Source organism: Acinetobacter sp. C26M, from assembly GCF_023702675.1.
Taxonomy (GTDB): Bacteria; Pseudomonadota; Gammaproteobacteria; order Pseudomonadales; family Moraxellaceae; genus Acinetobacter.
In genome coordinates this window covers 1,964,882-1,991,333 of the sequence record NZ_CP098478.1, presented here as the reverse complement: position 1 = coordinate 1,991,333, position 26,452 = coordinate 1,964,882, and the positions used below count along the sequence as shown (strand labels likewise).

Here is a 26,452-nt window from a genome sequence, read left to right as displayed (position 1 = left end):
CGTGAATAAATCCTCACAACATGATTTTTAATAATTCCATTTACCAGTTTATTTTTAAACCGAGTGAACCATTCAATGCTTCACCCACATTTCCAGCCCCATATCCACCACCTGCCCAATATTTTTTGTTGAATAGATTGTTGATATTGACATTCAATACCGCATCATACTTATTGAATTTAAAATTATAAGATGTTCCCAAATTAACAAGCGTATAAGCTGGGACTTTCATTTGATTGGTATTGGTAATATATGAAGATCCATTATAACGAACATTCCCATGTACGCTTAAACCTTCAATCATTGGAAAACTATACTCAGCACTGGACACTGCTTGCCATTTTGCTGCAAATGCAGGGCTATTACCTTCAATGGCTTTATTCTCATCAGATACACGATTAATTTCACTGTCTAAACGAAGTAGTCCTACACCGAACTTCAATTGATCAGATGGTTTATATGTCCCATTCATTTCCCAACCTTGATAAGTGGTCAGGCCATCTTGAGTCAAATATTTTAAGCTATTGCGAATAACATCCATCGCTTCTACACGCTCAACTTTAAATAAAGCTGAGCTCAAGCTAAATTGATCAAGATCATATTTAAACCCCACTTCATACTGCTTACTGACTGTGGCATCTAGTTGTTCACCCGCATTGGCATACGGTGCTTCAATGCGTTGCCCCCGTTCTATTCCTTCTACATAACTGCCATAAATAGTCGCATCCGGAATCGGTTTATAAATCAAAGCAGCGGTAGGCGTCGCCTTCTTGGTACTATACCCATTGTCAGAGCCACTTGCTGCTTCATTATCAAAATAGGTATATCGCACACCGAGAATAGCTTGCCATTGCGAACCAAAATGAAGGGTGTCGCTTAGGAAGCCATAGGTCTGACTTTCTGGTGTGCTTTCTGGTGATAAATAAAAGTTAGGCGTATGGGTTATTTTATAGTCAGGTTTTCGGTAGATGTTGCCTGTAAAATAATCACCCCAGAAAAATTCCGAATATTTATCAAAATTTCGGATATAGCCTGTACCCGCAACCAGCTCATGTTGAATTGATCCAGTCTGGATATTGCCTGTTACTTGCAACTGGTTTAAAAAGTACTGCGATAAACCCGCAAAACTATATAGATTCCCTTCATAATCGCCTTGCTCATTTGCAAGGTTGGCAAATATTTTATTCGATAGGTGTTTCTTGCGGGTATAACCAAAATCATATTTGGCAGTCCAGTCATCATTGATTTTCCACTTTAAATTTGTAGAAGCAACCAAGGTCGCTGTTTTATAGTAGGAACCATCAATGTTGATATGATCATAGTCATAGTTGATTTGGGGTAGTTTTCCATTACTACCAATCACATCATAACTATCAAGATAGAACTGAATTGGCTCATGTTTTCGATTGTTATATTCGTAAATAACATTGCTTTCCCAAGTTAAATCATCAGTTAATTGCTTATCGAATGCAAATGATGTCACAAAGCGGCGGTTATCTGTTTCATTATAGGCCGTGCCTGCATCTCCCCCCAAAGTGAAGCGATAGTCTATATCTAGGCTGTCTAAATGATTGCTATTGTCAACATAAGCAGAAAATAAACTCGAATTGCGATAATCAAGTTGTAAACTGCTTTTTGGAATTGCTGTAGGGCGTTTTGTTTGATAACTAATGGCTCCTCCTGGTGTGCCAAAGCCATACATAAAACCAGTTAGTCCTTTTAAAGCAGTGACACTTTCAGCAACCTCTACAGGAAAATCACCACCCCAAGATAAATACACAGGAACACCATCAACATAGTAGTTGCGAACACCTAATCCACGAATTTGGGTACCCCACCAATCTGTAGACATTGAGTTGGTTGGAGTATAAACAGATGCATCATTGGCAAAAATCTGTCCGATCGATTTTGCACCGCGCTTTTCAATGTCACTACTTTCAACAACTGTTATAGAAAAAGGTGTATCCAGTATCGACTTATTGCCTAAAACCCCCGATTGTGTCTGTCTTTTTAATCCACGTGGCTGGTCTTGTGCAGAAACACTAATCACGGGAAGTTGAGAAGCATCTGTTGATTTTTCTATACCATTCACGGCAATACTTTTTAATTGTCCGACTTCGCGAATTTGTTTGGGCTGCTGAGAAGTCTTGTTATTTTTCTCAATCGTCCAGCCACCATGGTCTTGCTGAACTAATTGTAATTTTGTACCTTTTAAAAGCTGTTCGAATCCTTCTGCAACAGTATAAGAGCCCTCTAACCCTAGGGTATTTAGTCCTTTGGTTAAATTGGGATCAAATGATAATGCGATACCCGATTGCATAGCAAAACTGGATAATGCTTGTCCCAACTGACCTGATCGAATCTCAAAGTGTTGTTGTGTTTGCTTATCGGCAGCATAGGCTGTGGCTGAAATACCGTATATAGCACTGAGTATTGCGATCCCGATTGCTTTTGTAAGCACATTTTTTCCCTGTTGAGCGTACATATTTTCCCCTTGTCATTAACAATGATATGTTCCTTATCATCTATGCCAGTTGAGAATTAAAATCAGCTCATAAAAAAATGATTTTTTTCTGTTATTTATTCTGCGGCTTGAATATGGGTGAAATAACCACCTGCGTACTGCTCAATTTTAAGATCATAAGTCTGTGCAAGCATTGCATAGACTTTTTCCAAATGATCAATTGGATAGGTTCCTGATATTTTAATGTTTTCAACATTAGTATTGGTTCGCATTATGCCTTTTTGATAGGGTTGTAAACGAGCAACAAACTCTTTTAAGCTCATTTCATTCACCATTAAAAAACCTTTCGTCCATGCGATACTGCTTTCCTCATAGTTTTTTGTTTTATCTATCGCATGCGCATTAAAGCTCAGCTGTTGTCCTGCTTCAACGATTTGCTTGTGCTTTGATTGCTGTGCAGAAACACGGACCTTTCCTTGTGTTACAGTGACCATTGAATACTCTGGCGTCATTTTTACCAAATATTTTGTTCCTAAGGCTTGTGCTGAACCTTGTTGGGTATTCACCACAAATGGGCGATTAAGTTGGTCATGTCGAGTTTCAATCCAGATTTCACCTTTGCGTAAAATAATGGTTCGTTGTTGGTTTGTATATTCAACATCTATGGCAGAAGCGGCATTCAGTAAGATGACTCCGCCATCTGGCAAGGTAATACTTTTTCGCTCACCTATGCCACTGCGATAGTCAGCAAACCATTGCATCTGTTGATTACTTAAATAAAAACCTGAACACAGCGGAATAAGTGCCAATAACCATAAATATTTTTTATGATATTGCTTTGATGAGTAGCCCACTTTTTGTACGACAGGTATTACAAGATCGATCGGGACATCTGAAAATTTTGTTTGTAGTAATAACGCCTTTTCCCAAACCTTTTGATGTACAGCACTTTGTGATTGCCACTGCTGTAGTTGTTCAAGTTCATGTGATGACAGCTCATTTTCTTGCATGCGTATGAGCCATTCAATCGCTTGCTCTAAAACTTGTTGTTTATCCAAATTGGACATGAGTTTAGAGATCCTCAGCAGCCAACATTGCTTGCAAACAATGAAGGTAAGCCCGCTGAATATTACGTTTCACGGTACTAACTGAAATATCCAAGCGATCTGCAATTTCTTGATATTTTAATTTTTCTAACTGGGCATACAAGAACGTTAGAACCACGCTGTAGGGTAACTCTGCTAATAACGTTATAACCTCTACTAAGGTTTCAATAATTATGATTTGACGCTCTGGTGATGGTTGTTGTATTTCAGGTTGCTCGATTAAAACCTCAAGATAAGCACGTTCTACTTCCTTTCGTTGTAACCAGTTCACCATCAGCCCTTTCGCGATATTGACGAGATAGGCTCTGGGTTGCTGAAATTCTAATTGTTGCTGTCGTGCCAACAGACGCAAAAAAGTGTCTTGAGCTAAGTCTGCAGCATCTGCTGAGTTTCCTAGTTTTTTATATAACCAGTGATAAATCCATGTGTGGTGCTGCTGGTATAGCATTGAAATTTGCTGGTCTATCGCAGGAGATGACATAAAATACGCCATTCGATTATACAAATAATAATTATTATCATTTAAAGTCTTTCTAAATTCAATTGTAATTTATCACTAAACTTTCATCCCTATTCATAGGTTGAAATTATGCTTCCATTCCTTTCTTATTTTCACCAAAACTCTAAATAAAGGAACATTGTTGTTCCTTCTTTCTGCTATGCAATCTAGCCGTTGATATCTAAAATCAACTTATGCTCTTACAAGATATTGATCCAGATTTTTTAGTGCCAAGCTGATGTTTGATAATAGTATTTGTTCCGAATAACCATCTCTTGCCTGTACAGATAAGCCATGTAAAACCAGCCCATAATATTGCCCTAATTGTTCAGGATCCGCATCCTCCAGCAATTGACCATCTCGTTTAGCTTGTTCAAAACGTTGAATCAGACCATTAACACGCTGAATGCGCTGCTGTTTCATCCAGACGAGAAGATCTTGATTTTCTTCACTTAATACACTTGCTGAAGAAACAACCATACAACCATACGCGTGATTTGTTTGAGTGTATAACTTGATCGCTTCTTGAAATAATTGGGTTATTACTGCTTTGATATTTTGCTGCTGCAATGCTTTGACTGCAAAGCCACCTTCATTTTGTTCGTAATGTTTAACAGCCTCTCTGAAAAGCGCTTCTTTTGAACCAAATGCTTTATAAATACGTGCTGAAGCAATACCCAAAACCTCAACTAAATCTGACATGGATGTTCCTTCGTAACCATGCTGCCAGAAAAAATCTCGTGCTTTGACCAAGGCTTTTTCTCGATCAAACTCTCTTGGTCTACCCGCCATAGTGCTTCTTTTATCAAATTTAGTGTTTTTTATTATTAATCGGAAAAATATTTTTCGCAAATAAATCAATATGATTTGTTGTATCTATACCCAATTTATGACTGTGATTTAAAAAATGAGTTGTTTTTAAATCACATAAAGCCTATTGTTTGTCGATCGACAACCAATTGAGTTTCAAAGATGCAAACAATCAAAGGCCCAAGTATTCATCTCGCGCAATTCAGTGATCATGTTTTTCCATTCAATAATTTAGCAAGCATTTCAGCATGGGTTGCGGACAATGGCTTCAAGGCTGTTCAACTTCCTGCGTGGGATAAGCGATTATTTGATGTCAATTTAGCAGCGCAAAGTCAAAACTATTGTGATGAGATCACAGGGATTTTAGATCATAACGGTCTGCAAATTAGTGAGTTAAGCACACATATTTTTGGGCAATTAATGGCGGTTCATCCTGCTTATGATGCTTTATGTGACGGTTTTGCACCAGATCATTTGCATGGAAAGCCAAAAGAAAGAATGCAATGGGCTGAGCAACAGATGTTAGCTTCGGTTCAAGCCTCTGCACGTCTAGGGCTACATGAGATGGGAACATTCTCTGGTTCTTTAGCATGGCCTTATATCTTTCCCTTCCCGCAACGTCCTGAAGGACTGATTGAAACTGCTTTTGATGAACTTGCGCGTCGTTGGATGCCAATTCTCAATGCCTGTGATGAGTACGATGTCAATCTTTGCTATGAGATTCATCCAGCTGAGGATTTACATGATGGTGCGAGTTTTGAAATGTTTTTAGAACGCACCAAATATCATCCGCGTTGCAACATTTTGTTTGATCCTAGTCATTTTATTCTTCAGCAGTTGAACTATTTAGAATACTTAGATATCTACAAGGACTTCATCCGTATGTTCCATGTAAAAGACGCCGAGTTCACACCAACAGGCCGTCAAGGTATGTACGGTGGCTATCAAAATTGGGGAGATCGAGCTGGTCGTTTCCGTTCTACAGGAGATGGCCAAGTTGATTTTAAATCGGTTTTCTCAAAATTAGCATATAACGACTATCAGGGTTGGGCAACTTTAGAATGGGAATGTTGTCTAAAAAATAAAGATGATGGTGCACGTGAAGGTGCTGAATTTATTAAGAAAAATATTATCCATGTAACCGACAAGATATTTGATGACTTTGCCGCTGCGCCAGTAAATCAAACACAAATCAACCAACTATTGGGCATTTAAGCGTAGAACGAGAAATAATGATGACGACGCATACTGAAAAATTATCAAAGCAATTTAATCATCACTACATCAACATTGAAGCTAAAAAATTACATTATGTATCCATAGGTAATGGGCCTGTTGTTTTACTGATTCCGGGCTGGCCGCAAACATGGTATGCATGGCGCCATGTCATGGCTGAGTTGGCTCAACATGGTTATCAAGCGATTGCCGTTGATCCACCTGGAACGGGTTACTCAGCTCCACTTGATGGCCACTATGATACTGGACGTATTGCAGCCATTCTATCTAGCCTGATGTCTGAACTTGGACATCATCGCTATGCGGTTATTGGGCATGATATCGGGATGTGGGTGGGCTATGCACTTGCCTGCGACTTTCCTGAATCCGTCACTCATCTTGCTCTCACAGAAGCTGTTATTCCGGGGTTGGCTCCACCGCCCGCAGTTTTTGTTCCACCTGAACAGAATATTTTTCTCTGGCATTTTATGTTTAACCAGATTAGCGATTTGCCTGAAGCTTTAGTCATGGGGCGTGAAGAAACTTATCTCAATTATATTTTTGATAAATGGTCATGGCATCGAGATAAAGTTGCTGCTGAAACCTATATAGAGGCTTATAAGCTTTCAGGACGTTTAACAGCAGGTTTTAATTACTATCGCGCCATCCCTGAAACCATTCGTCAAAATAAATTAAGGGGAACCAAAAATTTAAACATGCCCGTATTCGCAATTGGTGCTGAGCATGCAACAAACAATGCGCCTTATGAAACCATGAAAAAGGTGAGCACTCAGTTATCGAGTGCAATTGTCAAAGATTGCGGACATTTCATTATGGAAGAACAACCAGAAGTATTTTGTTCATTGATTCTTAATTTTTTACAGCAGGAAAAAGCAAGATGACTTTAAATATTGAAATCGAAAATTGGCTTAAGTCTCAGTCTGCGCTGCCCGCTGCTAATACATTGGATGAACTGAGGGCACAGATAAATCAATCGATTATCCAACAACAAGGTATTGATCGAGATTCATCTTATCAACACAGCTTTACTGTTATGACTGAGGATCAAGCAGAAATTGAAGTTCGTGTATATGTTCCCTATGTTTTAGAACATGTGCAACAACGCCCTGCGATGGTCTTTGCACACGGTGGTGGATGGTGTCTTGGCAGCCTAGATGCATGGGATCGTACTTGTCGTTTATTGGCAGAATCAACGATGCAAGTGATATTTTCTGTCGACTATCGTTTAGCACCTGAAATTAAGTTCCCGATCCCATTAACCGATTTTTTTACTGCATTGTCTTATATTCAGCAAAATGCTTCGGTATTTGGTCTTGATAAAAACCGTATTGCAGTGGGTGGAGACAGTGCTGGAGCAAATATCGCAGCAGCAGCCTGCCTACTGGCAAAACAACACCCTGATATTAAAATCAGTCATCAACTGCTGTTCTACCCAGCATTAGATGCCACCATGAGTAACGCTTCTTATCAAACATATGCGCAGGGTTTTGGTTTAACGACGGCAACCATGGCTTATTGTTGGGATCAGTATCTTAATACTGAGTCAGACAAAGTAAATGAACTAGTCAGCCCTTTGCTCGCGCATTCATTACAAGGCTTACCCGATGCCACGATTTTTGTATGTGAATACGATCCACTTCGACATGATGGTGAAAAGTATGCAGAGAAATTGCAAGCTGCTGGGGTCAATGTGAAATTCCATTTGTTAGCAGGCATGATTCATGGTGCTATTCATATGTTAGCGATCACATCAGCTGCGAGCGAAATATATGATAAAGTCCGAATATAAATAATTGTGTGCTAAATGACTGAGTCATTAATTTTTTTTAAACGTCCTATATCGATGCAGGTATAGGACGATTTACTTTTAACTTAATAAGAAGAAAACACGCGCTAGACGAGTTTTGTATCTTGATAGTGCTGGATAAACTGCTCAATTTTAGAGGGGATTTCACGATATTGTTTTTTAATTGCCAGTTCCATCAATTCTATTTGGACTTGTTCTTGTGCAAGCATATAGTCTAAAAACTCACGATCAGTATCTGCTCCTAAAGCATGGACTTGTTTTAAGTCCTCCAGATAAACTTTGGTTTTTGAATAAACCAGTTTAAGTAACTCATCCAACAAGAAAGATGGCGTTGAACTGATCAGTGATGCTTTTGCCTTAGTCAAAAAAGATGGCGTTGCATCGAGACCTAACTTCTCTGCATATGCAAAATAATGTGCTGTATTGAACTGTTCTAACTTTTCATAGGCACTCCAGAAAATATATTCTTGTGTTCCCTTTAAGCGATTGGCGATACGTGCAATTGCGATAAGCGCAAAAGCACGATTTTGCAATTCATAGTGAATTCCATTTAGAAACTGTTGAGACAACATTTTTATTCCTTATTCATCAGAATGAAGATCATGTAATACAAGGCGACTACGGAACAATCACAGACTTAATGTCTGTTTTGTAAATAACTTCTTTGGCAGCACGTATACCAGACTGTAAAGCACCATCTAGATAGCCACTCCATTCGGTTGCCGTTTCTGTACCCGCCCAATGAACTCGATCGACGGGCTGTCTGATGCAATCGCCATAAGTGGTCATCACTCCTGGTGGCATATGCGCAACATATCCCCCTTGAGACCACGCTTCAGTGAGCCAATCTTGTTCCACATACTCCAAAGGATGTGCTGCTTGTTGACCAAAGTAATAAACAAAATCTGCAATGACCCGTTGGCGACGCATATCAACATCAAGCGAACTTAATTCAATTGCATAATCACCTTCGATCAATCCCAATAAGACACCATGACTTGCTCCTTCTGGAGATTGATCAAACACAACGCTGACTGCTCGATCTGTCGCAACCACAGCACCATTTAAGTTTTGTTGCTTCCAAAAAGCGTTGCTATAGGCCAAATGAACTTTAATCACAGCACCCATGGTCATACTTTGTAATAACCGTTCACGCTTTGTAGGTAACGGTGGTGTGTAATGAATTTTGGATGCAAGTCCAGGCGGTGTGGCAATGATGATATTTTTTGCCTTATAGCTGTGGGCTTTACACACAACTCTGACATGATCGGCATGCTGCTCAACAGCTAAAACGGGTGAATTTAGGATTAAATGCTCTTGTAATTGATCTGCAATACGCTTGGAAATTTGCCATGCACCACCGATGAATTTATCTTGCTGTGCTCCACCTTCAGTTGAGATAAGACTTTCAAGTCCATGCCCTTGTCTAAAATATTCGAGAAAAAACAGATAGGACAATTGAGAGGTGTTACAACAGAAGAGTGCCCCTACGATGGTTCGCATAAAATCTCGCGCACCGTCTGTTCGCACATGTTTTAACAGCCAACTTTCAACCGACTCTGCATCCCATTGCTTTGCCTGTGCTGCTAACCAAGGTTCACCATTCGGCAATGTTTGAGCTTCTTTATTCCAACGGCGCTCAAGTAGCGCAATTTCAAGCAGTGAAGCAATTGGCAGCTTGGGGATATTGGAGCGATATGATTTGACTAAACCCTTACGGCTGACCAAGCTCGCGCCTTTGATAAATTGAGGATAGGTTTTAACACCCAGTTCTTTGGCCTGTGCCAATAACAGTTGTTGTTGCGGACCAACCCATTGCCCACCTAGATCAATGGTTTCTCCATAGATTTCACCTGCTTTTGAGCGCCCACCGACACGATCACGCGCTTCTAAAAGCAATACATCTTTACCCGCTTTCTTTAATTCCAATCCTGCTTTTAAACCTGCTAAACCAGCACCGACCACAATTACATCCCACGTTTTTTCAGTTGTTTGAGTATCCATCATTATTTCCTGCTATTAAAATTATCATCCATATTTTAATGAACGTGTTCATTAAAATTAAATTTGATTTTATGGAACGTGTTCACTAAAATCAATAGCTATGGAAAATAATCAAACAAAAGCACCCCGCCGTGGACGTCCTCCGCGCAGTCAGGAACAAATTGATGCCAATCGAAATGTGATTATTCAGGCGGCCAGAGACCTATTTGCAGCACATGGATACGAAGGTGTATCTATGCGTAAAATTGCAGCCCAAGCAGACTGTTTACCCGCAACGCTCTATACCTTATTTCCGAGTAAAAGACAGTTACTGCACCATATTTGGGAAGTGATTTTTTTAGATTTAATGCTTGAACTTGAAGAATGCTACAACAATAGTCCTGAATCAGAACGACTACAAAAGCTATGTACTGCTCAAGTTGATTTTTGGTTAAATCGACCAAATGATTGCAGAGCAATTTTTTTGATTGAAGATCATCCACAGAATGCTGAGGAACATTATTTTGTCGATGCTTCGCAAGCAGTCCCTCAATTAGAAATTTACACCCGTGCCATTAAGGAAGCACAAGCCCGTGGTGAAATACGTGCAGGTGATGCGAACGAAATCAAGAACGTTTTACTCTGCAGTATGTTAGGGATTACCTTAAGTCTGATTGGTATTCCAGAATATCCTTGGGGAAATCCAAATACTTTAAAAGAGATGACGATCAGTGCATTGATCAAGGGATTGAGCTAAGGAAAAGATCATGGCTAAAGCAACTGCCGCAGCGCAAATCCCATATTTATTCCAAACTGCTTGGAATGAGCATGATATGGCTGCGTTTGCCTCGCTCTTTTGTGAGGATGCAAGTTTTGTGAATCGCTTTGGGCATTATGTAAAAGGTATAAAAGAAATTGTTGCCTTACATCTTCCTATTCATGAAACCATCTATCGCGATTCGACGCTTCAGAATGAAATCATAGAGCTGAGCCCAATCACAGATGATGTCGTTATTATCCATTTTTGGAGCAGATTAACAGCAGGTTTAGCTCACCCTGCTGGTATACATCAGGTAGATACATTGATTCTTGCTGTCTTATGCAAACAGAACGGATGTTGGTTGATTCGTGCCCTAGAAAATGTGACATTTACCAATCCAACAACTGGGCAAGCAATCTTAAGAGATAGCTTATAATTGAAATAAACTCTGCCCTAAAAATTTGTGATTCATCGCTTAGTACAAATCTCTAGGGCTATTTTTGATCGACAAAAAATGTAGAAATCAAAAAAATTAGTTTTATCGATTAGAAGCGTATATTCCATGACAACTGTGCCGTGCGTGGTGCGCCAAGGAATAAATAATCGTCCCCAGCAAAACTACCAACATCTCGCCAATATTTCTTGTTGAATAAGTTATCTACGTTGAATCTCAACGTGTTGTCATAACCATAAGCACGGAAATTATAAGCTGCTCCGACATTAAATACGCTATAACCAGACACTTTTACTGTACCTGTTTTCTCCGCATATTTACTGCTACTGTACTGCATACCTGCTAATAAACGTAAGCCATCCACTTGCGGTAGTTGATAAGACACATAATTTGCGAAACGCACAGTAGGTGTATTTTGAGTTTGATGCCCTTTATATGCCTCAACCTGTATATCTTTCAGACGTGAACGTGTCAGTGCTAAAGTTGATGTAATATCAATGTTTTGACTTAAACGGCCTTGTACACCAAGTTCGAGGCCAAAATTATGTCGTTCACCATCAGCTACATAATAGTTGTCTGAATTGGTATATTGGTTATCTTGTTTTAAATCAAACAAGGCTGCAGTTAAAAGTAAGTTTTGCCACTGCTGTTTAATCCCTAATTCATACTGGGTTGAATGCATAGGAGCCAAAGTAGCATAAGCATTGCCTTCAATACCTTTATCTGGATTACCTACAGCATAAGCAGGTGCTTGAGTACCATCACTTAAACCTTTGGCATATGACGCATATATATGAGTGCGTTCCCAAGGTTGGTACATCAATGCAAATTGTGGCAAGAAGCGATTAAAATCAGTATCTCTAATTTTATTGCCTTCAGCATCATAAGCATCCTCATTTAAATGCAAAAGTTTACCACCTGCTAAAACTGACCAGTTGTTGTTAAAATCAATCTGATCAATCAAATTAAGGGCTGTTTGTTGACTGTTTAATGACTTGTAATGATTAGCTAAAGCTTTTTCGCTTGGTATGTAGGTAGCAGGATCCTCATAAATATTACCTGTGGATTGAGGAGCCTCAGATGCAAGTTGAAAGATAGCATCATATTGCGTATGGCGTTTATAGCTTTGGGATAACTCTAAACTAAGCTTGTGTTGCCATGATCCCGTGTTAAATTTTCCGTTTAATCCTGCTTTAAATTGGTTGGTTAGATAGCTGTCATCAGGGCTACGAAACTCATAAATGTCATAGTTACCATTTTGGTCAAAGTAATTGCCCTTAGTTTGGCATACATCGCTATAACAACCCCAAGCAAATGCAGAATAATCATCAACCACTACACGACTTTGTGATGCTGAAAAGTTTGCAGTCCAATCATCATTGACTTGGTAGCTATACTTTAAACCAGTATTCAGACTCTCATTAATTACAGGTTTACCCCAGCTTTGATGCCCCAATAAACGATCCCACTCAACATCTGTAGGTACTTTTTTGCCATCAAGCAATTGGTAACCAGGTACAGAGCGCTGACGTTGACGTTGAGTTTCAAGATCAAATTCAAGTTTTGAGCGATCTGAAATTTTCCAATCCAAAGCCAGTGAACCAAACCAACGTTGTCCATTAGCATGCTCTACATAAGGATGGATTTCTTCTTTGGCGAGATTAACCCGATAGCCAAATTGCTGATCTGCGCCAAGTAAACCACCTAAGTCTGCGGCTACACGATTACCACCATTATTATCTGTTTCCAATGTAAGAGAACGAATATCTTTAGGCCGTTTAGTCACATAGTTAACCACACCAGCGGGTGTAGACATCCCACTTTGAATGGCACTAATACCCTTTAAAATTTCAACCTGTTCTTTATTTTCAAGTGCAACATTTTGCTCACCCCGTAACAAATTACCATTTAATAAGTAACTTGAACCTAAATTCAAAGCAAAACCACGCATAACAAAATTTGGATAATAACCAATAGGTGCATATCCATCACCAACTGCTGCATCATTTTTAACGATATCTGATAGTGTTTTTGCATGTTGATCTGCAATTCTTTCCGCTGTTACTGTACTGATAGATGCTGGGATTTCAGCAAGATTCTGTTGAGTAAAACCCGATAAATTAACAGTCGGTTGATAATAAATCCCCCCTGCTGTCTGGGCCTTTACTGTGATAGGTGCTAAGCGTGGTGTATCAGCTTCAGTTTCAGCATAAACTGATACGGAACTTAGCCCGAGACATGAAAAAGAACCAACCGCCAATAATGCTTTTTGTAAACGAGAAAATGGATACGTTTTCACAGTCTTTGCCTAACCCCAGAAGATAATTTTTCAGCATGAATTTTACGGGCTTGAGTATTCACAATTTTCTGGAATTGAACAAGCATGTTCTGCACCATATCTTAGTTTTCTTATAATTTTTTTGACACAAAACAATTGAAGAAATGTTTGTTGCTTGAGTTGAGTATAAGCTTTTACATTTTAAATAGAATCATTCTCAATTATAATCCCGTCAATTCAAAAGTAATCTCAGGGTGAGATAAAAGGAAATAAGATGAAAAAAGATAAACTGTTTAACCAGAAAAATGAAATAAGAAATATTATTCCACTTTTATCAATCAGTGGATTCATCTTGTTATCCAACACATCTTTTGCTGCATCTCCTACAGAAACTGCGAATTCTGAAAAAAGCTCAGATGTACTTCCGACCATTACAATTACTGCATCACGTACAGATGAACTGTCTTCCTCAGCGAAGCAAGTTACCAAACTAGATGAAAAACAAATTGAACTTCTGAAAAACTCCTCTTCTGGAAATATTGCCACTGTACTCGCTAAAATAGTTCCAGGTTTATCTGATTCAAGTCGTACCATTACAGATTACGGACAAACTTTACGTGGTCGTAATGCACTGATCTTAGTCGATGGCGTTCCAATGAATTTAACTCGAGATACCTCACGAGGAATTTCAGCCATTGATCCTCAAAGTATTAGAAGTATAGAAGTGATACGTGGCAGTAATGCAATTTATGGCAGTGGTGCAGCTGGTGGAACTATTTCGATAACAACCAAAGCAGCTGGTGGTGAACCTACTGCAAAAACAGTGATTGGGCTGCAAAGTGGCTTAACCAATATCCGTTCAGATGCTTTGAGTGGAGATATTCACCAATATTTCTCTGGCAGTTTAAATAATTTTGATTATGCATTAGATTTTGGTTATCAACATATTGGTAGTCCATATGATGCGAGAGGGAGACGTGTAGCTCCTGAACCAAGTCAAGGCGATCTTTTTGATGCTGATGCCTATAGTATAGGCGCTAAGCTTGGCTACCATATCGATGATAATCAGTACCTTCAATTTGCAGCAAATTATTATAATGCTGAACAAGACTCAGATTATGCCTCTGACCCGAGTGTTGCTCTACTCCCTGCTGGTACTGCCCCTGCTAAAGCAATTAAGGGTCTGAAATTAAAAGACCAAAATAAAAATGAAAATCAAATTTACAATTTAACCTATTCCAATAAAGATTTTTTTGGAAATAAAATTGATGCTCAAGTCTATTATCGAGATTTCTTTACACGCTTTGCTCCATTTGATGCCCGCAAAGTAGCAACTCGCGGTGGGCAAGTGGATCAGGTATACCAAGAGAATAACGTATTGGGCAGCCGTTTAACAGTCAATACGCCACTTGAGTTCCTAGGTGATACCTCAATTGTTTGGGGCGGTGACTTTAGCCGTGAAAAAAGTGAAATGCCATTAGATACTTTTGATCCCAAAATTTATGATCAGTCTGGTGGTCTGGAATTTGTCAAAAATGGAAAACTGATTTATTTACCAGAACTCACCACTCAAAGTATCGGTGGATTTGCGCAATTAAAGCACCGTTTCAATGATCAATGGGCAGCTGAGGTTGGTACGCGTTACGAAGACAGTTATGCAGAAATTGATAGCTTTGTTCCTTTATCTCAATTAGGTAAGCCAAATCCATATACGGTTCAAGGTGGAAAAGTTAAAGCAGATGCTTGGCTATACAACGCTAATCTTAGCTTTTCACCAAATGATGAGCACTCAATTTATGCTGCATTTAACCAAGGTTTTCAATTACCTGATGTTGGTATTGTGATTCGAAATGCCACCGTAGACTTTAACTTAGCCACTTCATTTTTAGAGCCAATAAAAGTCGATAATTATGAATTAGGCTGGAATGGTCATTTTGGTAACTTTAGCTCTAGTTTTGCAGTGTTCCATTCCACCTCGGATCTTGGTGTTGTCCAAGCCTTTTATAATGGACTCATACTTACTCGAACTAAAGAAAAAGTAACAGGTGTTGAAGCGACTCTCGACTATCTTGACGATGCTAAAGTATGGGGAACTGGTGGTAGCGTCACGTGGATGAAAGGTCGTGAGACACCACAGAATAGTAGTGCTGAACAAGACATGACAGGTTATCGTATTCCACCATTAAAACTCACGGGATATATCTCTTATAGTCCAACAGATACATGGACTAACCGTCTACAAGCGACTTATTTCGGTGCAGAAGATTACCGCTTGAATGGCATAAATAGTTTTGGTCGTTATGATGTGAAGTCATACGCAACCGCAGACTTACTCAGTAGTTTCGCACTGAATAAAAAAGACACCATGACGATTGGCTTAGAAAATATATTTAATAAGCAGTACTACCCACTCTATAGTCAACTCATGAGAAATAGTAACAATACCAGCCATTTGGTCGCGAATGGTGTAACACTTAAAGTATCTTATAGTCATAAGTGGTAAACAAAATAAGTCAGTAATAGCTGCCATAGCCGTTGTTACTGACTTACTTCATTCCTATTAGAGATAAAATGATGATATAAATCTCAATCTATATTAATAACCATAAATGAATAGCAAATGGTCCAATCAAAACCATCAAAATTCCAGCGATCACCATCGTCAGACTTGCAATCACCCCTTCCTCGCTATTACGTTGTTGCGCCCTCACCGTTCCAAAACCGTGTGCTGCATTACCAAATGCTGCACCATTTGCCACATTTGAGCGAATTTTGGTGATGGCTAAAATTGCGTCTCCACAAACCATCCCAACCAAACCTGTAATTACAGTAAATAGCGAAACCAAAGCAGCGGAACCATGAATATCTTCAGCTAAAATCATGGCAAAAGGTGTTGAAATGGAACGTGCCATTAGGCTATTGGTTACTTCAGGACTAAAATGAAATAACTTTGCCATTTCATACGCGGATATTACGCCAACACTCATTCCGACAATAATCGCAACTGATAGAACGCCTAGGTTTTTACGGATCGTTTCCCGATAGCGATAAATCGGCACGCCGAAGGCGACGGTTGCAGGCCCGAGTAAATTCACAATCCACTGAGTATCTTGCGCATAGGTCTGATATGAAATGCCGAAAATCATCATCAAGATAATCGTAAGTACAGGCACACTAATCGCTGGAGATAACCATAATTGAGGATATTGTTGATATACACGTTTTGCCAACACATATGCAATTAAAGTCCAGATCAAACAAACAATTGACCAAATGTTCATACGGATGACCTTTAGCTATGCTTCTGTTGAAAGTGTTTTCGTGCTTGTAGAAAATTCTTGAAACGGTTGTAGTAATGAATAGTTAAGCATGTACTTAACATGACCGAAACAGTACCAACCGCAATACTCAATACAATTTGCCATCCTTCGGTCATAAACAGATTTTTGTATTGCACCACTGCCACCACGACGGGAATAAAAAACAGCAATAGCTCATCTAAGACAAATGTAGCACCCATGGCAACTTGATCCATCTTGATAATTTTAAAGAGTAAGCTAAAAAGCAATAAAAACATTCCCAATATCCCTGCTGAAACAGGAATACCGAACTTTTGATTTAAGACATAACCCGCCAACCAAAACGCAGCGAGAATCAAGATTTGTTTAACTAATGCCAACAGTGAATTTTGTGGGAGAGATTTTGAAACAGCTTCGGTACTCATTTTAAGAAATTAAATGGTGAACAACATGATTATCTTATCTAGCCACAAGTCATATAATATGAATTATTCATGTTAAAATTATGCTCAAATGGAATAATTTTAGTTTGATTATGCTTTCACTCAAATCGTTACAATGCTTTGTTACATTGGTAAAAACCAAAAGTTTTACCCGTACTGCAGAAGATTTATGTCTTACTCAACCTACAATTAGTAAAACGCTACAACAGCTTGAACAACAACTTCAGGTACAACTCTTTGTAAAACCTGAATATGGTCGTAAAAGACAGGTGGAACTGACTGAAATTGGGCAGCGTGTTTATCAACATGCGGTAGGATTATTACAGGCAGAACAAAATATCTTTCTGGAAATCGAAAATTATCAACAATTAAAAACAGGCACCTTAAAACTCGGTGTTCCACCACTCGGTTCGCAACTACTCACCACAGCCCTGTTTGATTATCACCAACAATGGCCAGATATCGAGCTTTCCTTTCTTGAAGTGGGTTCTAAAGGAATAGAACAAGCTCTACTCAACAATGAGCTGGACGTTGGTGTGTTATTGCAGCCTTTCGATCGCCAGACTTTTAATAGTATTGAATTATGTGATTACCCATTAATGGTTCTATTGCGACGCGATGCAGCTTGGTCAACACGAAAAAAAATAAATCTGGAAGAGCTACAACATCAATCCTTTTTAATGTTTCCTGAAAATTTTTCGCTGAACAGTATTATTCTTGATGCTTGCCAACAGTATGGCTTCTATCCGAGTATCGCTTGTCGTACCAGTCAATGGAATTTACTGGCGGATATGGTGTTACAACGTATGGGTATTGCTCTACTGCCACGATATTATACCGACATGCTTGATCCCAATTTATTTGCAGCAATACCATTGGAAAAGCCTAATATTCAGTGGCATTTAGTTATGGCATGGAAACAGAATCTTCCGATATCACCAGCTGTACAGGCTTGGCTTGAGGTTATCCGTCAACATTTTCAGACGATCCAACCAAGATTTTAGTAATAAAATTCGCATAAAAACAGATAAAGCTTTAGCACAAAAAAGCTACCCAATCCTGAATCAGCTCGCCTAGACTAGAAATATCTGTTGATCATATGGCAAATAACAATGAGTGAATCAAACTATATACCACCACAAGTTTGGCAATGGACTGGAGAAAAATCTGATTTAAATCAACCTACCTCGGGCAGCCGCTTTGAACATACATTACCAATTGGTAAACATCCTCTTCAACTGTATTCCTTGGCAACACCGAATGGTCAGAAAGTGACGATCCTGCTTGAGGAGCTGTTAGCCTTAGGCCATCAAGATGCTGAATATGATGCTTGGTTAATTAAAATTGGTGAAGGACAACAATTCAGCAGTGGCTTCGTGGAAATTAACCCGAACTCTAAAATTCCAGCATTAGTTGATCATAGTCAAACTCCGCCAATACGTGTTTTTGAATCGGGCTCGATTCTGCTCTATTTGGCTGAAAAATTTAAAGCCTTTATTCCTACCGATCTAGCCGCACGTACTGAATGCCTAAATTGGTTATTTTGGCAAATGGGAAGTGCACCATACCTCGGCGGTGGTTTAGGGCATTTCTATGCTTATGCGCCTGTAAAAATTGAATATGCAATTAACCGCTTTGCTATGGAAACCAAGCGTCTATTAGATGTTCTAGATCAGCATTTAGCTAAACATGAATACTTGGCTGGCACAGAATATAGCATTGCGGATATTGCTGCTTTTCCGTGGTACGGCAGCATTGTCAAAGGTTGGGTTTATAATGCTGATGAATTCCTAGCTGTAGATCAATATAAACATGTACAACGTTGGGCCGATAAGATTTTAGCGCGCCCTGCCGTACAGCGAGGTCGAATGGTCAATCGTACTTTCGGAGACTTAGCAACCCAATTGCATGAACGCCATGATGCAAGTGATTTTGAAACCAAAACTCAAGATAAACTTTGATCATAATGGTTTATAGCTAAATTCTTATGTTAGTTCGCTAACATAAGAATTTTATAATTGGTCACATAGAAAAATAGCAAAAATCTTGAATGTCGTGATTGATCGTTTCTATGTTGAGAGAAATACAAACAATGGATGTGTTTAAAGGTATTTACATGATCCCAGCTCAATTTTGTTATCGCGGTATAGCTTTAATTGTTTGTTTAACGCTAAGTTCATCAAATTGTTTGGCAAAAAACTTAGCACTTTTGTTAAATAAAGATTCACAAGAATCATCAATTACAATCAATGGCAGTGAATTTCTTCAAAAAAATCTAACAAAAACACTTGCAGATCAAAAATATCAGTATTTTTCGGTTAAAAAAGAGCAAGGTGTTATTTATGAAGCGTATATCAGACAATGTGCTGGTGATTATTTAAAAAATCTTGATAAAAATGAAGCCAAAGCATTCGAAGTGTGTACCCATGAAGTCATGGATAGTTTAGATGAATTGATGAACCAAACCAAAGCTTTGCGTATACATTATACCGGAACTCAATATGTCTATGATGGCGATGAGAACACGACCCCATTCCATTATTATTCTTTTATGCATGTTAAAAACTTCTATATGACCAATACGCAAAAACATCCAATGTATGGGGTGATATATCGCTGTAAAGTGAAAGCTGAGACAATGGGATCAGAGCAATTTGTTGAGTATGCGAAAAATAATTGTGCCAACACAATGGCTGCATCCCCCTAATTCGCTTTGAATGGGATGATGGTAGCACTGCGCATTGTTACTATTACTTGTTGCTCTAAAATGCTGATCAGACTGCTGCTCAGTTATTCATTAAAGCTACTTAAGTATGTATAAAGTAATATTTTACCTATCAATGTAATCAATATAAAAACATAGATTTCATCATAACAAGTTGTATAAACAGAGTTTTTACGATTTTTGTCAATTTTCTTAAGACATTTTCACCATTCAAAAAAGTCAATCAATTGCGCTATTTTCGCTATTTTGTATTTCAGACTTTGGCTTTATTCTGAAATATAGAATGGATAAAGCATAGAAGCATCCTAACCTAGGATGTCTGTATTCAATAGATGGGAGCAGTGAGTTGAGTAATAGATTACAGTCTAAAAATGATGGGATACAATTTCCAATTCAATCTGGCAAGCAGACTCCCAGTACAACAAATACAGCAAAAAAGATTTTATATGCCGCATTGAGCAGTGTGAATTCGCCATTAGCTCCACAACTTAAAAATGAAAAAAATTGGAGAAAAAAATATCCAGCTTACTTTCAAGAACTTGTTAAAACAGGAATCAGCTCCGTACATTATCCATTACTCATTGCTCAGAGTGGTCTAGATACAGCTAAAAGTCTCTTCACCTTTAACCGAGCTGGTCAAAAATCGACCTTAGAACAGGCCATGTCTGATATTGAAAACCAACCTTTTGATCGCTATGTTTTAAAGGGTATGGGGAGTTCTGCTATTGAACCTTGGTATATTCCTTTCAATGGAGAAAAATTACAGGGACAAGCATTACTCGAACAAATAGATCGTTGGGAAAATCAGAAAGTTATCGAACCTAGCCATGCAAAAGCATTGCGCCTACTTCAAGCCCATCCAGAATGGTTTGATCTATCTTCACGGACGATGGTGTTGTTCGGTGCGGCTTCTGAAGCAGGTCCCCTCAGTTGGTTAGCAAAATGGCGCGCCAATATTATTGCGATTGATTTACCAAATCCTCAAATATGGGAAAAAATTACTCAAACAGTTCAGCAAGGTAACGCGACATTAATTGCGCCACAGATTAGCTTAGCCAATAAAGAAAAACAGCTAGGTGCGAACTTATTGACTCAAACCCCAGAAATTGCGAATTGGCTGAATACCTTTACAGAAACCTTAGATCTGGCAGGTATTGCTTATTTAGATGGTGAGAAACATGTCCGTGTTTCAATCGCCATGATTAGCATTATGGAGCAAGTGAGCAAACAGAAAGCGGACAGTAGTATCATGTTTATGCTGACGCCTACTGATATTTATGCGATTCCAAAATCTGTAGTGAATTCAATACAAGAAAAGATCCAACAACGTCCAGTTTTGGAAAAACTAGTAACTAAATCCATTCACAATATTTCCTTGACTAACTTCTTTAAACCAAATGCAAAGCAGTTAATTCAATCTGATAATGGTCAACAATACGGCATCTCCGATTGTATGGTCATTGAACAAGGACCGAACTATGCTCTTGCTAAGCGCCTACAGCAATGGTTTGCAATACGCAGTCGCGCACGTGGCCAAAAGACAGTCATCAATATTGCCCCTTCTACAACAACCCACTCCGTGGTTAAAAATCCAATTCTCAAAGCAGCCTTTGCGGGTGCGGATTTATTTAAAGTAGAAACATTTAGTCCTGAGACAACCAATGCCATTATGGCTGCACTTTGGGTACATGATTTAAATAATCCAGAAAGTGCAACCAATCCAAGTAAACAACTAAATCATCCATTAGAGTTAATCATGGAAAATGCAAACCATGGTGGCTTATGGCATGTACCTTACTTGGCGAGAACCGCCTTGCCGTTTGCAGCTGCATATGGCTGGATAAGAGAAAAGCTCTGACAAAAAAAAATTTTAAGCACAGCGATAAAATGCATAGCGCATCTTCTCGCTTTTATATTACACACAAGTTATTGCAAGTAATTATCATTATCATGCATAATTAATGAAATTTCACTTAATTATGATGAGTAAATTGACAATGACTACGCAAAAAATGACCTCAAACGATAACAATATACTCAAACAAAAAGATCATATGCGAAATCTCGAACAGACCGAGATGACAATTACTGCAATTTCAAGACCATTCCCTAGCATTCTAAGAGTTCATGCTAAAATTAATACAGATCAGCCAGATATGTGGGATAAACCCAATTTAGCTGTACGTCTCGAAGTTGCTGAGAATTTAACTCGTGTTTACACCATTCGCTCATTTAATCGCAATCACTCCGAAGTTGAAATTGACCTGATCGAACATGAAGATGAAAGTCCTGCAATGCAATGGATCCATAAAGCACAAGTCGGAACAACAACTCAACTGATCGGACCAAGACCGCACTTTGTCCCAGATTTTGAGGCAGATAAGCACATCGTGATGTTTGCCGATGAAACTGCCCTGCCTGCCCTTTATTCAATCTTGCAACATTGGCAAAATAATCTAAGTGCAGATATTTTTATCGAAAGCCACGATGCCAATATTTGTAACTATCTTCCAAATCAAGAAAATGTCCAAATACATTTACTGCAAAGAGAACGACAAGACCAAGCAGGGAAAATGGGCTTGTTACTTAAAGCAGCTTATCAATTTAAAAAAACAAATAATATAAGTGTTTGGGTGGCGTGCGAACGGAATGAAGCACGAGCGATTCGACAATTCTTTTTAGAGGAAAAATCACTGCCTAAAAAAGATGTACAGGTGACAGGTTATTGGAATGTTGGTCTTTCAAGTACGATTTTAGATCAAGTTCGGCTGGAATATTATCAGAAACATTTGGAAGCAGGAAAAACACTAGAAACATTTGATGACCTAGATATGCCAGTCTAATTTCAAAAGCTGTTTTTTTTTAAAGATATCCATACAAGCTTGTGTAGATAAATTAGTAATCCAATGCTCAGTAACATTGGATTCTTTTTGATTTTCATACGGCAGTATTCAATAGTCGGTGACTGATTTGCAAAGCTTCGTCCAGGTTGTGTGCTTTATAAAAAGGGATTTTCCAGACTTTCTGATCACGGAGTAAATAGCTTTCTTCAATCTCCATTTCTGTAATTTCAATCCATCCTTTTACAATCGATAATGCTTGTGTATGGGCCTTGATCCACTGAATCGCTTGTTTCCATTGCTCTTGTGATGGCGATGGTTCGTTAAACTTGGACTGCAAATGCCGAACTAACACAAAAGCTTGCTGCTTTTGTAATAGCTGATCTAACTGCTCAATAAAATCAATCAAACTGCCCTGATGCTGATGTGTTATTTCCACCGTAGGAAAATTTTCTAAATTTAATTCCATGTCATACTCCTAAAGAAAGTTATTGAGTTGGATCAGACTGTAATTCTTTGACTAAGCTTGGCAGCACAATTGCTTGCTGCGTTAACTCCGCATAAAAGTTTGCAATTTGGAATGGCAGAAAAACTCGGTTATTCCAATCTGGATATTCTCTATAGATCGTTGGCGAAATTGTTTGAATGATTTGATCCTGATTAAGTCCTAATGCAATGTGCTGTTTGACTAAAGATTTCACCCGAAGCATATGCTGTTTAAATGCTTGTAGATCTTGTATTGTTGAAAGCCTGCCATGACCAGGTACAACAATTTTCGGTTTCATTTCAATTGTCTGTTGAATCACCTTGATCCATTCACTCCCTTTCGCGTCAGCATCAGGCATAATCGGATAAAAGTTTTTTTCATACAGATCGCCCATAAAAACTGTGCCTGACGTTTGATCATAAATAATCTGATCTCCTCGTGTATGTGCTGGCATTTCCTGCAAAGTGACCAATCGACCACCTAAATCAACTACTGTTCGCTTGCTATAGGTTTTATCTGCATTACGAATCACCACCTTTTCAAGCGCTTTTTTTTCGATCTGCCCAAATGCTCGAAACATCTGAAGATAATTTGCGCCTTTATCTTTTAGCTCATGCTCTTGTTTTTGATTGATGATATAGGTCGCATCTTTAAATTCAGCAGCACCAAATTGATGTTCTGGATGAAAATGTGTGGTTGTGAGATAAATTTTTCTATTTTTAGCGATATCTTTTGCGACTTGATAAACATGTCGGCCGTTTTGCATGCCCATACCCGTATCAATTACTAAGATCGCATCTTTGCCTTCAATGATCCCAATATTAGGCACATAGTTAATATATGGATCAGGAATTAACCAGACTCCAGCTGCAATAAGTTGCTTCTTTTCAACCTGAACAATAGGTGCTGCAGTCAGTTGATACTGAATGCTACTTTCTGCAACATTGCTATTTGCATAGACATGAAAGCTACTCAATACCATGAGTGAAAATGCGAGGGAGAGTTTGATCTTCATTGCTTTTTTCCTCAATAATTTGAAGAAGTGATACGGTAGATTCATAATATGAGCAAAAGCTCACATTAGATACTCGCATTCGCAGTACTGTACTTTAATTTATTTAAATGAATAGGTTATGAATAAATTCTCTTATTTTTTTGAGAATAATTCAGTTATTACTCATATTTTGTCATAGCGATAAGATTGCAAGCGTTTACAAAAAGTGAGTTAATGCTCACATTTACTCTGTCTGATTTATTCAAATGAAAACAGCCTTTAAACCCAGAAAAATGCCCCGCCAAGGTCGTTCGAAAGTGACTGTAGATGCGATATTACAAAGTGCAGCTGAAATTTTGAAAGAGATGGATTATGCAAAATTTAATACCAATTTAGTCGCAGAACGAGCAGGTATTAGTATTGGTTCTCTGTATCAGTATTTTCCCAATAAAGATGCTTTAATTGTTGCACTACATAAAAAACATACCCAACACATTCATGATTTACTTCGAACTGTGATTGATCATCAAAATGCACAAACCTTAAAACAAAGAATTGAATCCTTAGTCGATGCTGTCATTGCAGCGCATTCTTTTGAACCAGAATTACATCAATTACTTGAAAAGAAACTCCCATTTTTTGATATCAATCGGGTTGAAGATGAAACAGGAATTCGACAGGAAATTTTTCGCTTGGTCGAATTACATCAAGATGAAATCGTAGAAAAAGATACAGTGCTTATGGTTTGGATGATTCTCCAATTGTTAGAATCTTTAATCCACGCTGCAGTGCTTGAAACACCCGTCAATATCGCACCACAGGTATTGAGAAATGCGATTATTCAGTCGATCTATAATTATCTAACCAAAGCCTAGAAAGTGGGAAGCAGTCTAAGCAAAAATTGATTTCCGTTTGCCCCCACTCAGATCACACTATCATTTATTATCCTGTGCTATTTTTTATTCTTCGGCGAATTTCTTCACGCCACTTTGCAGCATTATCTTGTTGCTTATTCAGCACAACACCAAGCATATAAGCGGTTACAGCTGCACCAATGAGCGCGATACCACTTTCGTAAATGATATCGATCACAAATTCAAGAATACCTTCTGATAAAAAGCTCAATGCACCTGAGAATATTTAAGGAACTTTGCAATTGCAACAATAGCTACACCTAAACATGCGCCAGCCCAGAGAAAAAATTTATGGATATTGATTGGGGCGGTGACTTCATCAATTTGGTCAGGATATTCACGGTAGTATTCCACTTCTTCATCGGTCACTTCCGATGAAGATTTGAAGAATAACCGCATAAATAGTGTGTCATGATCTAGCTTTAAGCCTTTTTTCATTCTGATCATCTATATTTTCAAGTTTCTAACATGTTAGCTATTTTTTATTCGCTAATAAATGAAAGGCTTGATAGATCTGCGGTCTTTTCAATAAGAAATAAGAGCAAATATGAACTATTTATTTGCTTAAAATATCTATGCTATCTAAATATTATTACCATTATAAAGTAAATTTAAATGATAGCTGATTCAGAGATAATGCTTATAATATTGAAATATATAAACTTTCCAACATAAAGGCATCATGGTTTATTAAATTAATTTAATTATATCTTTCAAAAAAAGATTTCTTTGCTATAGTATTTTACCAATGATTTCCAGAAAGAGATCAATCGGGTGTTGATGCTTGGAAGATTGCTTGGATTCTATGCAATCTTTTTACAAATCGCTGTGTTCTTACAGCCATTACTGCCAGAGAAATATCAAGTTTCTCCAGTATGTGAGACTATTGCCCAAGTTTTATTGCAAGACCACCATTCTACCTCTCCTCTCCATAATCATCATCTTTCTGCTCAGCATGATACTGTAGATGAGCATCAAGCTTTTTCAGCTGAAGTTAAAACATCGGCAAGTCACCATCATCACCATGACGCAAACCATCAGTGTCAATACTGCGTGGTGTACAGCCATGTACTGCCGTTACCAGATGTCGATCTAAAGCAAATTCTAGTCCGAATTCAGGTTCGTTTTCTGGCTTTTATTGAAAACTATTTCCATGTTTTCTTTCAGCTTCAGCAACTCTTTCTCACTCCTCAGGGTCGAGCACCTCCTCCATTACTATCATTCTGACTTGAAGCTCAAAACTTTTTAGTTTTGAAAAACTTATATTCAAGAGATTATAGTCATGTTTTCTATTTCTAATCATACGCTTAACTGGGTAGAGACTGTTTCGGCCCTCGATTTATCTCATCAACA

The 26,452-nt window shown here is 38.4% G+C and carries 24 protein-coding genes and 1 pseudogene; 13 read left to right on the top strand and 12 right to left on the bottom strand.

Annotated features, from left to right (window positions below; genetic code table 11):
• Positions 1–40: 40 nt before the first annotated feature.
• The 4 genes from NDN11_RS09080 to NDN11_RS09065 all read right to left on the bottom strand — a co-directional run bounded on the left by NDN11_RS09080 (position 41) and on the right by NDN11_RS09065 (position 4,861).
• Positions 41–2,485: a TonB-dependent siderophore receptor gene (locus NDN11_RS09080; RefSeq protein WP_251109405.1), complete on the bottom strand. Its 2,445-nt coding sequence runs from the start codon at positions 2,483–2,485 to the stop codon at positions 41–43.
• Between the two features lie 95 nt (positions 2,486–2,580).
• A complete protein-coding gene (locus NDN11_RS09075) occupies positions 2,581–3,531 on the bottom strand; it encodes a FecR family protein (RefSeq protein WP_251109404.1) in 951 nt (316 codons plus the stop codon).
• Positions 3,532–3,535: 4 nt separating this feature from the next.
• Positions 3,536–4,051 carry a sigma-70 family RNA polymerase sigma factor gene (locus NDN11_RS09070; protein ID WP_167247192.1) on the bottom strand — a complete coding sequence of 172 codons (516 nt, stop codon included), beginning with the start codon at positions 4,049–4,051 and terminating at the stop codon, positions 3,536–3,538.
• 210 nt (positions 4,052–4,261) lie between these two features.
• Positions 4,262–4,861, bottom strand: coding sequence for a TetR/AcrR family transcriptional regulator (locus tag NDN11_RS09065; RefSeq protein WP_251109403.1), 600 nt, complete (start codon positions 4,859–4,861; stop codon positions 4,262–4,264).
• Positions 4,862–5,041: 180 nt separating this feature from the next.
• Between NDN11_RS09065 and NDN11_RS09060 the strand changes: the two genes are divergently transcribed.
• Genes NDN11_RS09060 through NDN11_RS09050 form a run of 3 tightly spaced genes read left to right on the top strand, consistent with a single transcriptional unit; the run spans position 5,042 to position 7,904 of the window.
• Entirely contained in the window at positions 5,042–6,094 is a 1,053-nt protein-coding gene (locus tag NDN11_RS09060) for a sugar phosphate isomerase/epimerase family protein (RefSeq protein WP_251109402.1), read from the top strand.
• 17 nt (positions 6,095–6,111) lie between these two features.
• The gene (locus tag NDN11_RS09055; RefSeq protein WP_251109401.1) at positions 6,112–6,996 is read left to right on the top strand and encodes an alpha/beta fold hydrolase; all 885 of its coding nucleotides are present in this window, start codon (positions 6,112–6,114) and stop codon (positions 6,994–6,996) included.
• Positions 6,993–7,904, top strand: coding sequence for an alpha/beta hydrolase (locus tag NDN11_RS09050; protein ID WP_251109400.1), 912 nt, complete (start codon positions 6,993–6,995; stop codon positions 7,902–7,904). Before NDN11_RS09055 ends, NDN11_RS09050 begins: the two co-directional genes overlap by 4 nt.
• 104 nt (positions 7,905–8,008) lie before the next feature.
• On the opposite strand, the gene NDN11_RS09045 is transcribed toward NDN11_RS09050, so the two are convergent.
• Together NDN11_RS09045 and NDN11_RS09040 are read right to left on the bottom strand one after the other, a co-directional pair.
• Positions 8,009–8,494, bottom strand: coding sequence for a hypothetical protein (locus NDN11_RS09045; RefSeq protein WP_251109399.1), 486 nt, complete (start codon positions 8,492–8,494; stop codon positions 8,009–8,011).
• Between the two features lie 46 nt (positions 8,495–8,540).
• On the bottom strand, positions 8,541–9,926 hold the full coding sequence (locus tag NDN11_RS09040; RefSeq protein ID WP_251109398.1) for a flavin monoamine oxidase family protein: 1,386 nt from the start codon (positions 9,924–9,926) through the stop codon (positions 8,541–8,543).
• Positions 9,927–10,026: 100 nt separating this feature from the next.
• On the opposite strand from NDN11_RS09040, the gene NDN11_RS09035 reads away from it, so the two are divergent.
• Together NDN11_RS09035 and NDN11_RS09030 are read left to right on the top strand one after the other, a co-directional pair.
• Positions 10,027–10,662 (top strand): TetR/AcrR family transcriptional regulator, encoded by a 636-nt coding sequence (locus tag NDN11_RS09035; protein ID WP_251109397.1) that lies wholly within the window; start codon positions 10,027–10,029, stop codon positions 10,660–10,662.
• 10 nt (positions 10,663–10,672) lie between these two features.
• The gene (locus NDN11_RS09030) at positions 10,673–11,101 is read left to right on the top strand and encodes an SgcJ/EcaC family oxidoreductase (RefSeq protein WP_251109396.1); all 429 of its coding nucleotides are present in this window, start codon (positions 10,673–10,675) and stop codon (positions 11,099–11,101) included.
• 109 nt (positions 11,102–11,210) lie between these two features.
• Here NDN11_RS09030 and NDN11_RS09025 read toward each other — a convergent pair whose 3' ends face one another.
• A complete protein-coding gene (locus NDN11_RS09025) occupies positions 11,211–13,418 on the bottom strand; it encodes a TonB-dependent siderophore receptor (RefSeq protein ID WP_251109395.1) in 2,208 nt (735 codons plus the stop codon).
• 253 nt (positions 13,419–13,671) lie between these two features.
• Here NDN11_RS09025 and NDN11_RS09020 point away from each other — a divergent pair, with 253 nt between their 5' ends.
• Complete coding sequence (locus NDN11_RS09020) at positions 13,672–15,900, top strand: TonB-dependent receptor (protein ID WP_251109394.1); 2,229 nt, start codon at positions 13,672–13,674, stop codon at positions 15,898–15,900.
• An 88-nt stretch (positions 15,901–15,988) separates the two neighbouring features.
• On the opposite strand, the gene NDN11_RS09015 is transcribed toward NDN11_RS09020, so the two are convergent.
• On the bottom strand, positions 15,989–16,678 hold the full coding sequence (locus NDN11_RS09015) for an LrgB family protein (RefSeq protein ID WP_251109393.1): 690 nt from the start codon (positions 16,676–16,678) through the stop codon (positions 15,989–15,991).
• Positions 16,679–16,689: 11 nt separating this feature from the next.
• A complete protein-coding gene (locus NDN11_RS09010; RefSeq protein ID WP_251109392.1) occupies positions 16,690–17,121 on the bottom strand; it encodes a CidA/LrgA family protein in 432 nt (143 codons plus the stop codon).
• Between the two features lie 110 nt (positions 17,122–17,231).
• Between NDN11_RS09010 and NDN11_RS09005 the strand changes: the two genes are divergently transcribed.
• From NDN11_RS09005 to NDN11_RS08985, 5 genes are all read left to right on the top strand, one after another.
• Positions 17,232–18,143: a LysR family transcriptional regulator gene (locus tag NDN11_RS09005; RefSeq protein ID WP_251111524.1), complete on the top strand. Its 912-nt coding sequence runs from the start codon at positions 17,232–17,234 to the stop codon at positions 18,141–18,143.
• Between the two features lie 108 nt (positions 18,144–18,251).
• Positions 18,252–19,100, top strand: a complete 849-nt coding sequence (gene yghU, locus NDN11_RS09000) for a glutathione-dependent disulfide-bond oxidoreductase (RefSeq protein ID WP_251109391.1) — start codon at positions 18,252–18,254, stop codon at positions 19,098–19,100.
• 155 nt (positions 19,101–19,255) lie between these two features.
• Positions 19,256–19,846 (top strand): hypothetical protein, encoded by a 591-nt coding sequence (locus tag NDN11_RS08995; protein WP_251111523.1) that lies wholly within the window; start codon positions 19,256–19,258, stop codon positions 19,844–19,846.
• A gap of 364 nt (positions 19,847–20,210) precedes the next feature.
• Positions 20,211–21,722, top strand: a complete 1,512-nt coding sequence (locus tag NDN11_RS08990; RefSeq protein WP_251109390.1) for a hypothetical protein — start codon at positions 20,211–20,213, stop codon at positions 21,720–21,722.
• 139 nt (positions 21,723–21,861) lie between these two features.
• A complete protein-coding gene (locus NDN11_RS08985; protein WP_251109389.1) occupies positions 21,862–22,707 on the top strand; it encodes a siderophore-interacting protein in 846 nt (281 codons plus the stop codon).
• A gap of 94 nt (positions 22,708–22,801) precedes the next feature.
• Here the strand turns inward: NDN11_RS08985 and NDN11_RS08980 are convergent, their stop codons facing one another.
• Positions 22,802–23,173 (bottom strand): hypothetical protein, encoded by a 372-nt coding sequence (locus tag NDN11_RS08980; RefSeq protein WP_251111457.1) that lies wholly within the window; start codon positions 23,171–23,173, stop codon positions 22,802–22,804.
• Positions 23,174–23,192: 19 nt separating this feature from the next.
• Positions 23,193–24,206: an MBL fold metallo-hydrolase gene (locus tag NDN11_RS08975; RefSeq protein WP_251111456.1), complete on the bottom strand. Its 1,014-nt coding sequence runs from the start codon at positions 24,204–24,206 to the stop codon at positions 23,193–23,195.
• A gap of 245 nt (positions 24,207–24,451) precedes the next feature.
• Between NDN11_RS08975 and NDN11_RS08970 the strand changes: the two genes are divergently transcribed.
• Entirely contained in the window at positions 24,452–25,060 is a 609-nt protein-coding gene (locus tag NDN11_RS08970) for a TetR/AcrR family transcriptional regulator (protein WP_251111455.1), read from the top strand.
• A gap of 67 nt (positions 25,061–25,127) precedes the next feature.
• On the opposite strand, the pseudogene NDN11_RS08965 reads toward NDN11_RS08970, so the two are convergent.
• A pseudogene (locus NDN11_RS08965) lies at positions 25,128–25,537 on the bottom strand (hypothetical protein).
• A 342-nt stretch (positions 25,538–25,879) separates the two neighbouring features.
• Here NDN11_RS08965 and NDN11_RS08960 point away from each other — a divergent pair.
• Positions 25,880–26,326, top strand: a complete 447-nt coding sequence (locus tag NDN11_RS08960) for a DUF2946 family protein (RefSeq protein WP_167247846.1) — start codon at positions 25,880–25,882, stop codon at positions 26,324–26,326.
• Positions 26,327–26,452: the final 126 nt, after the last annotated feature.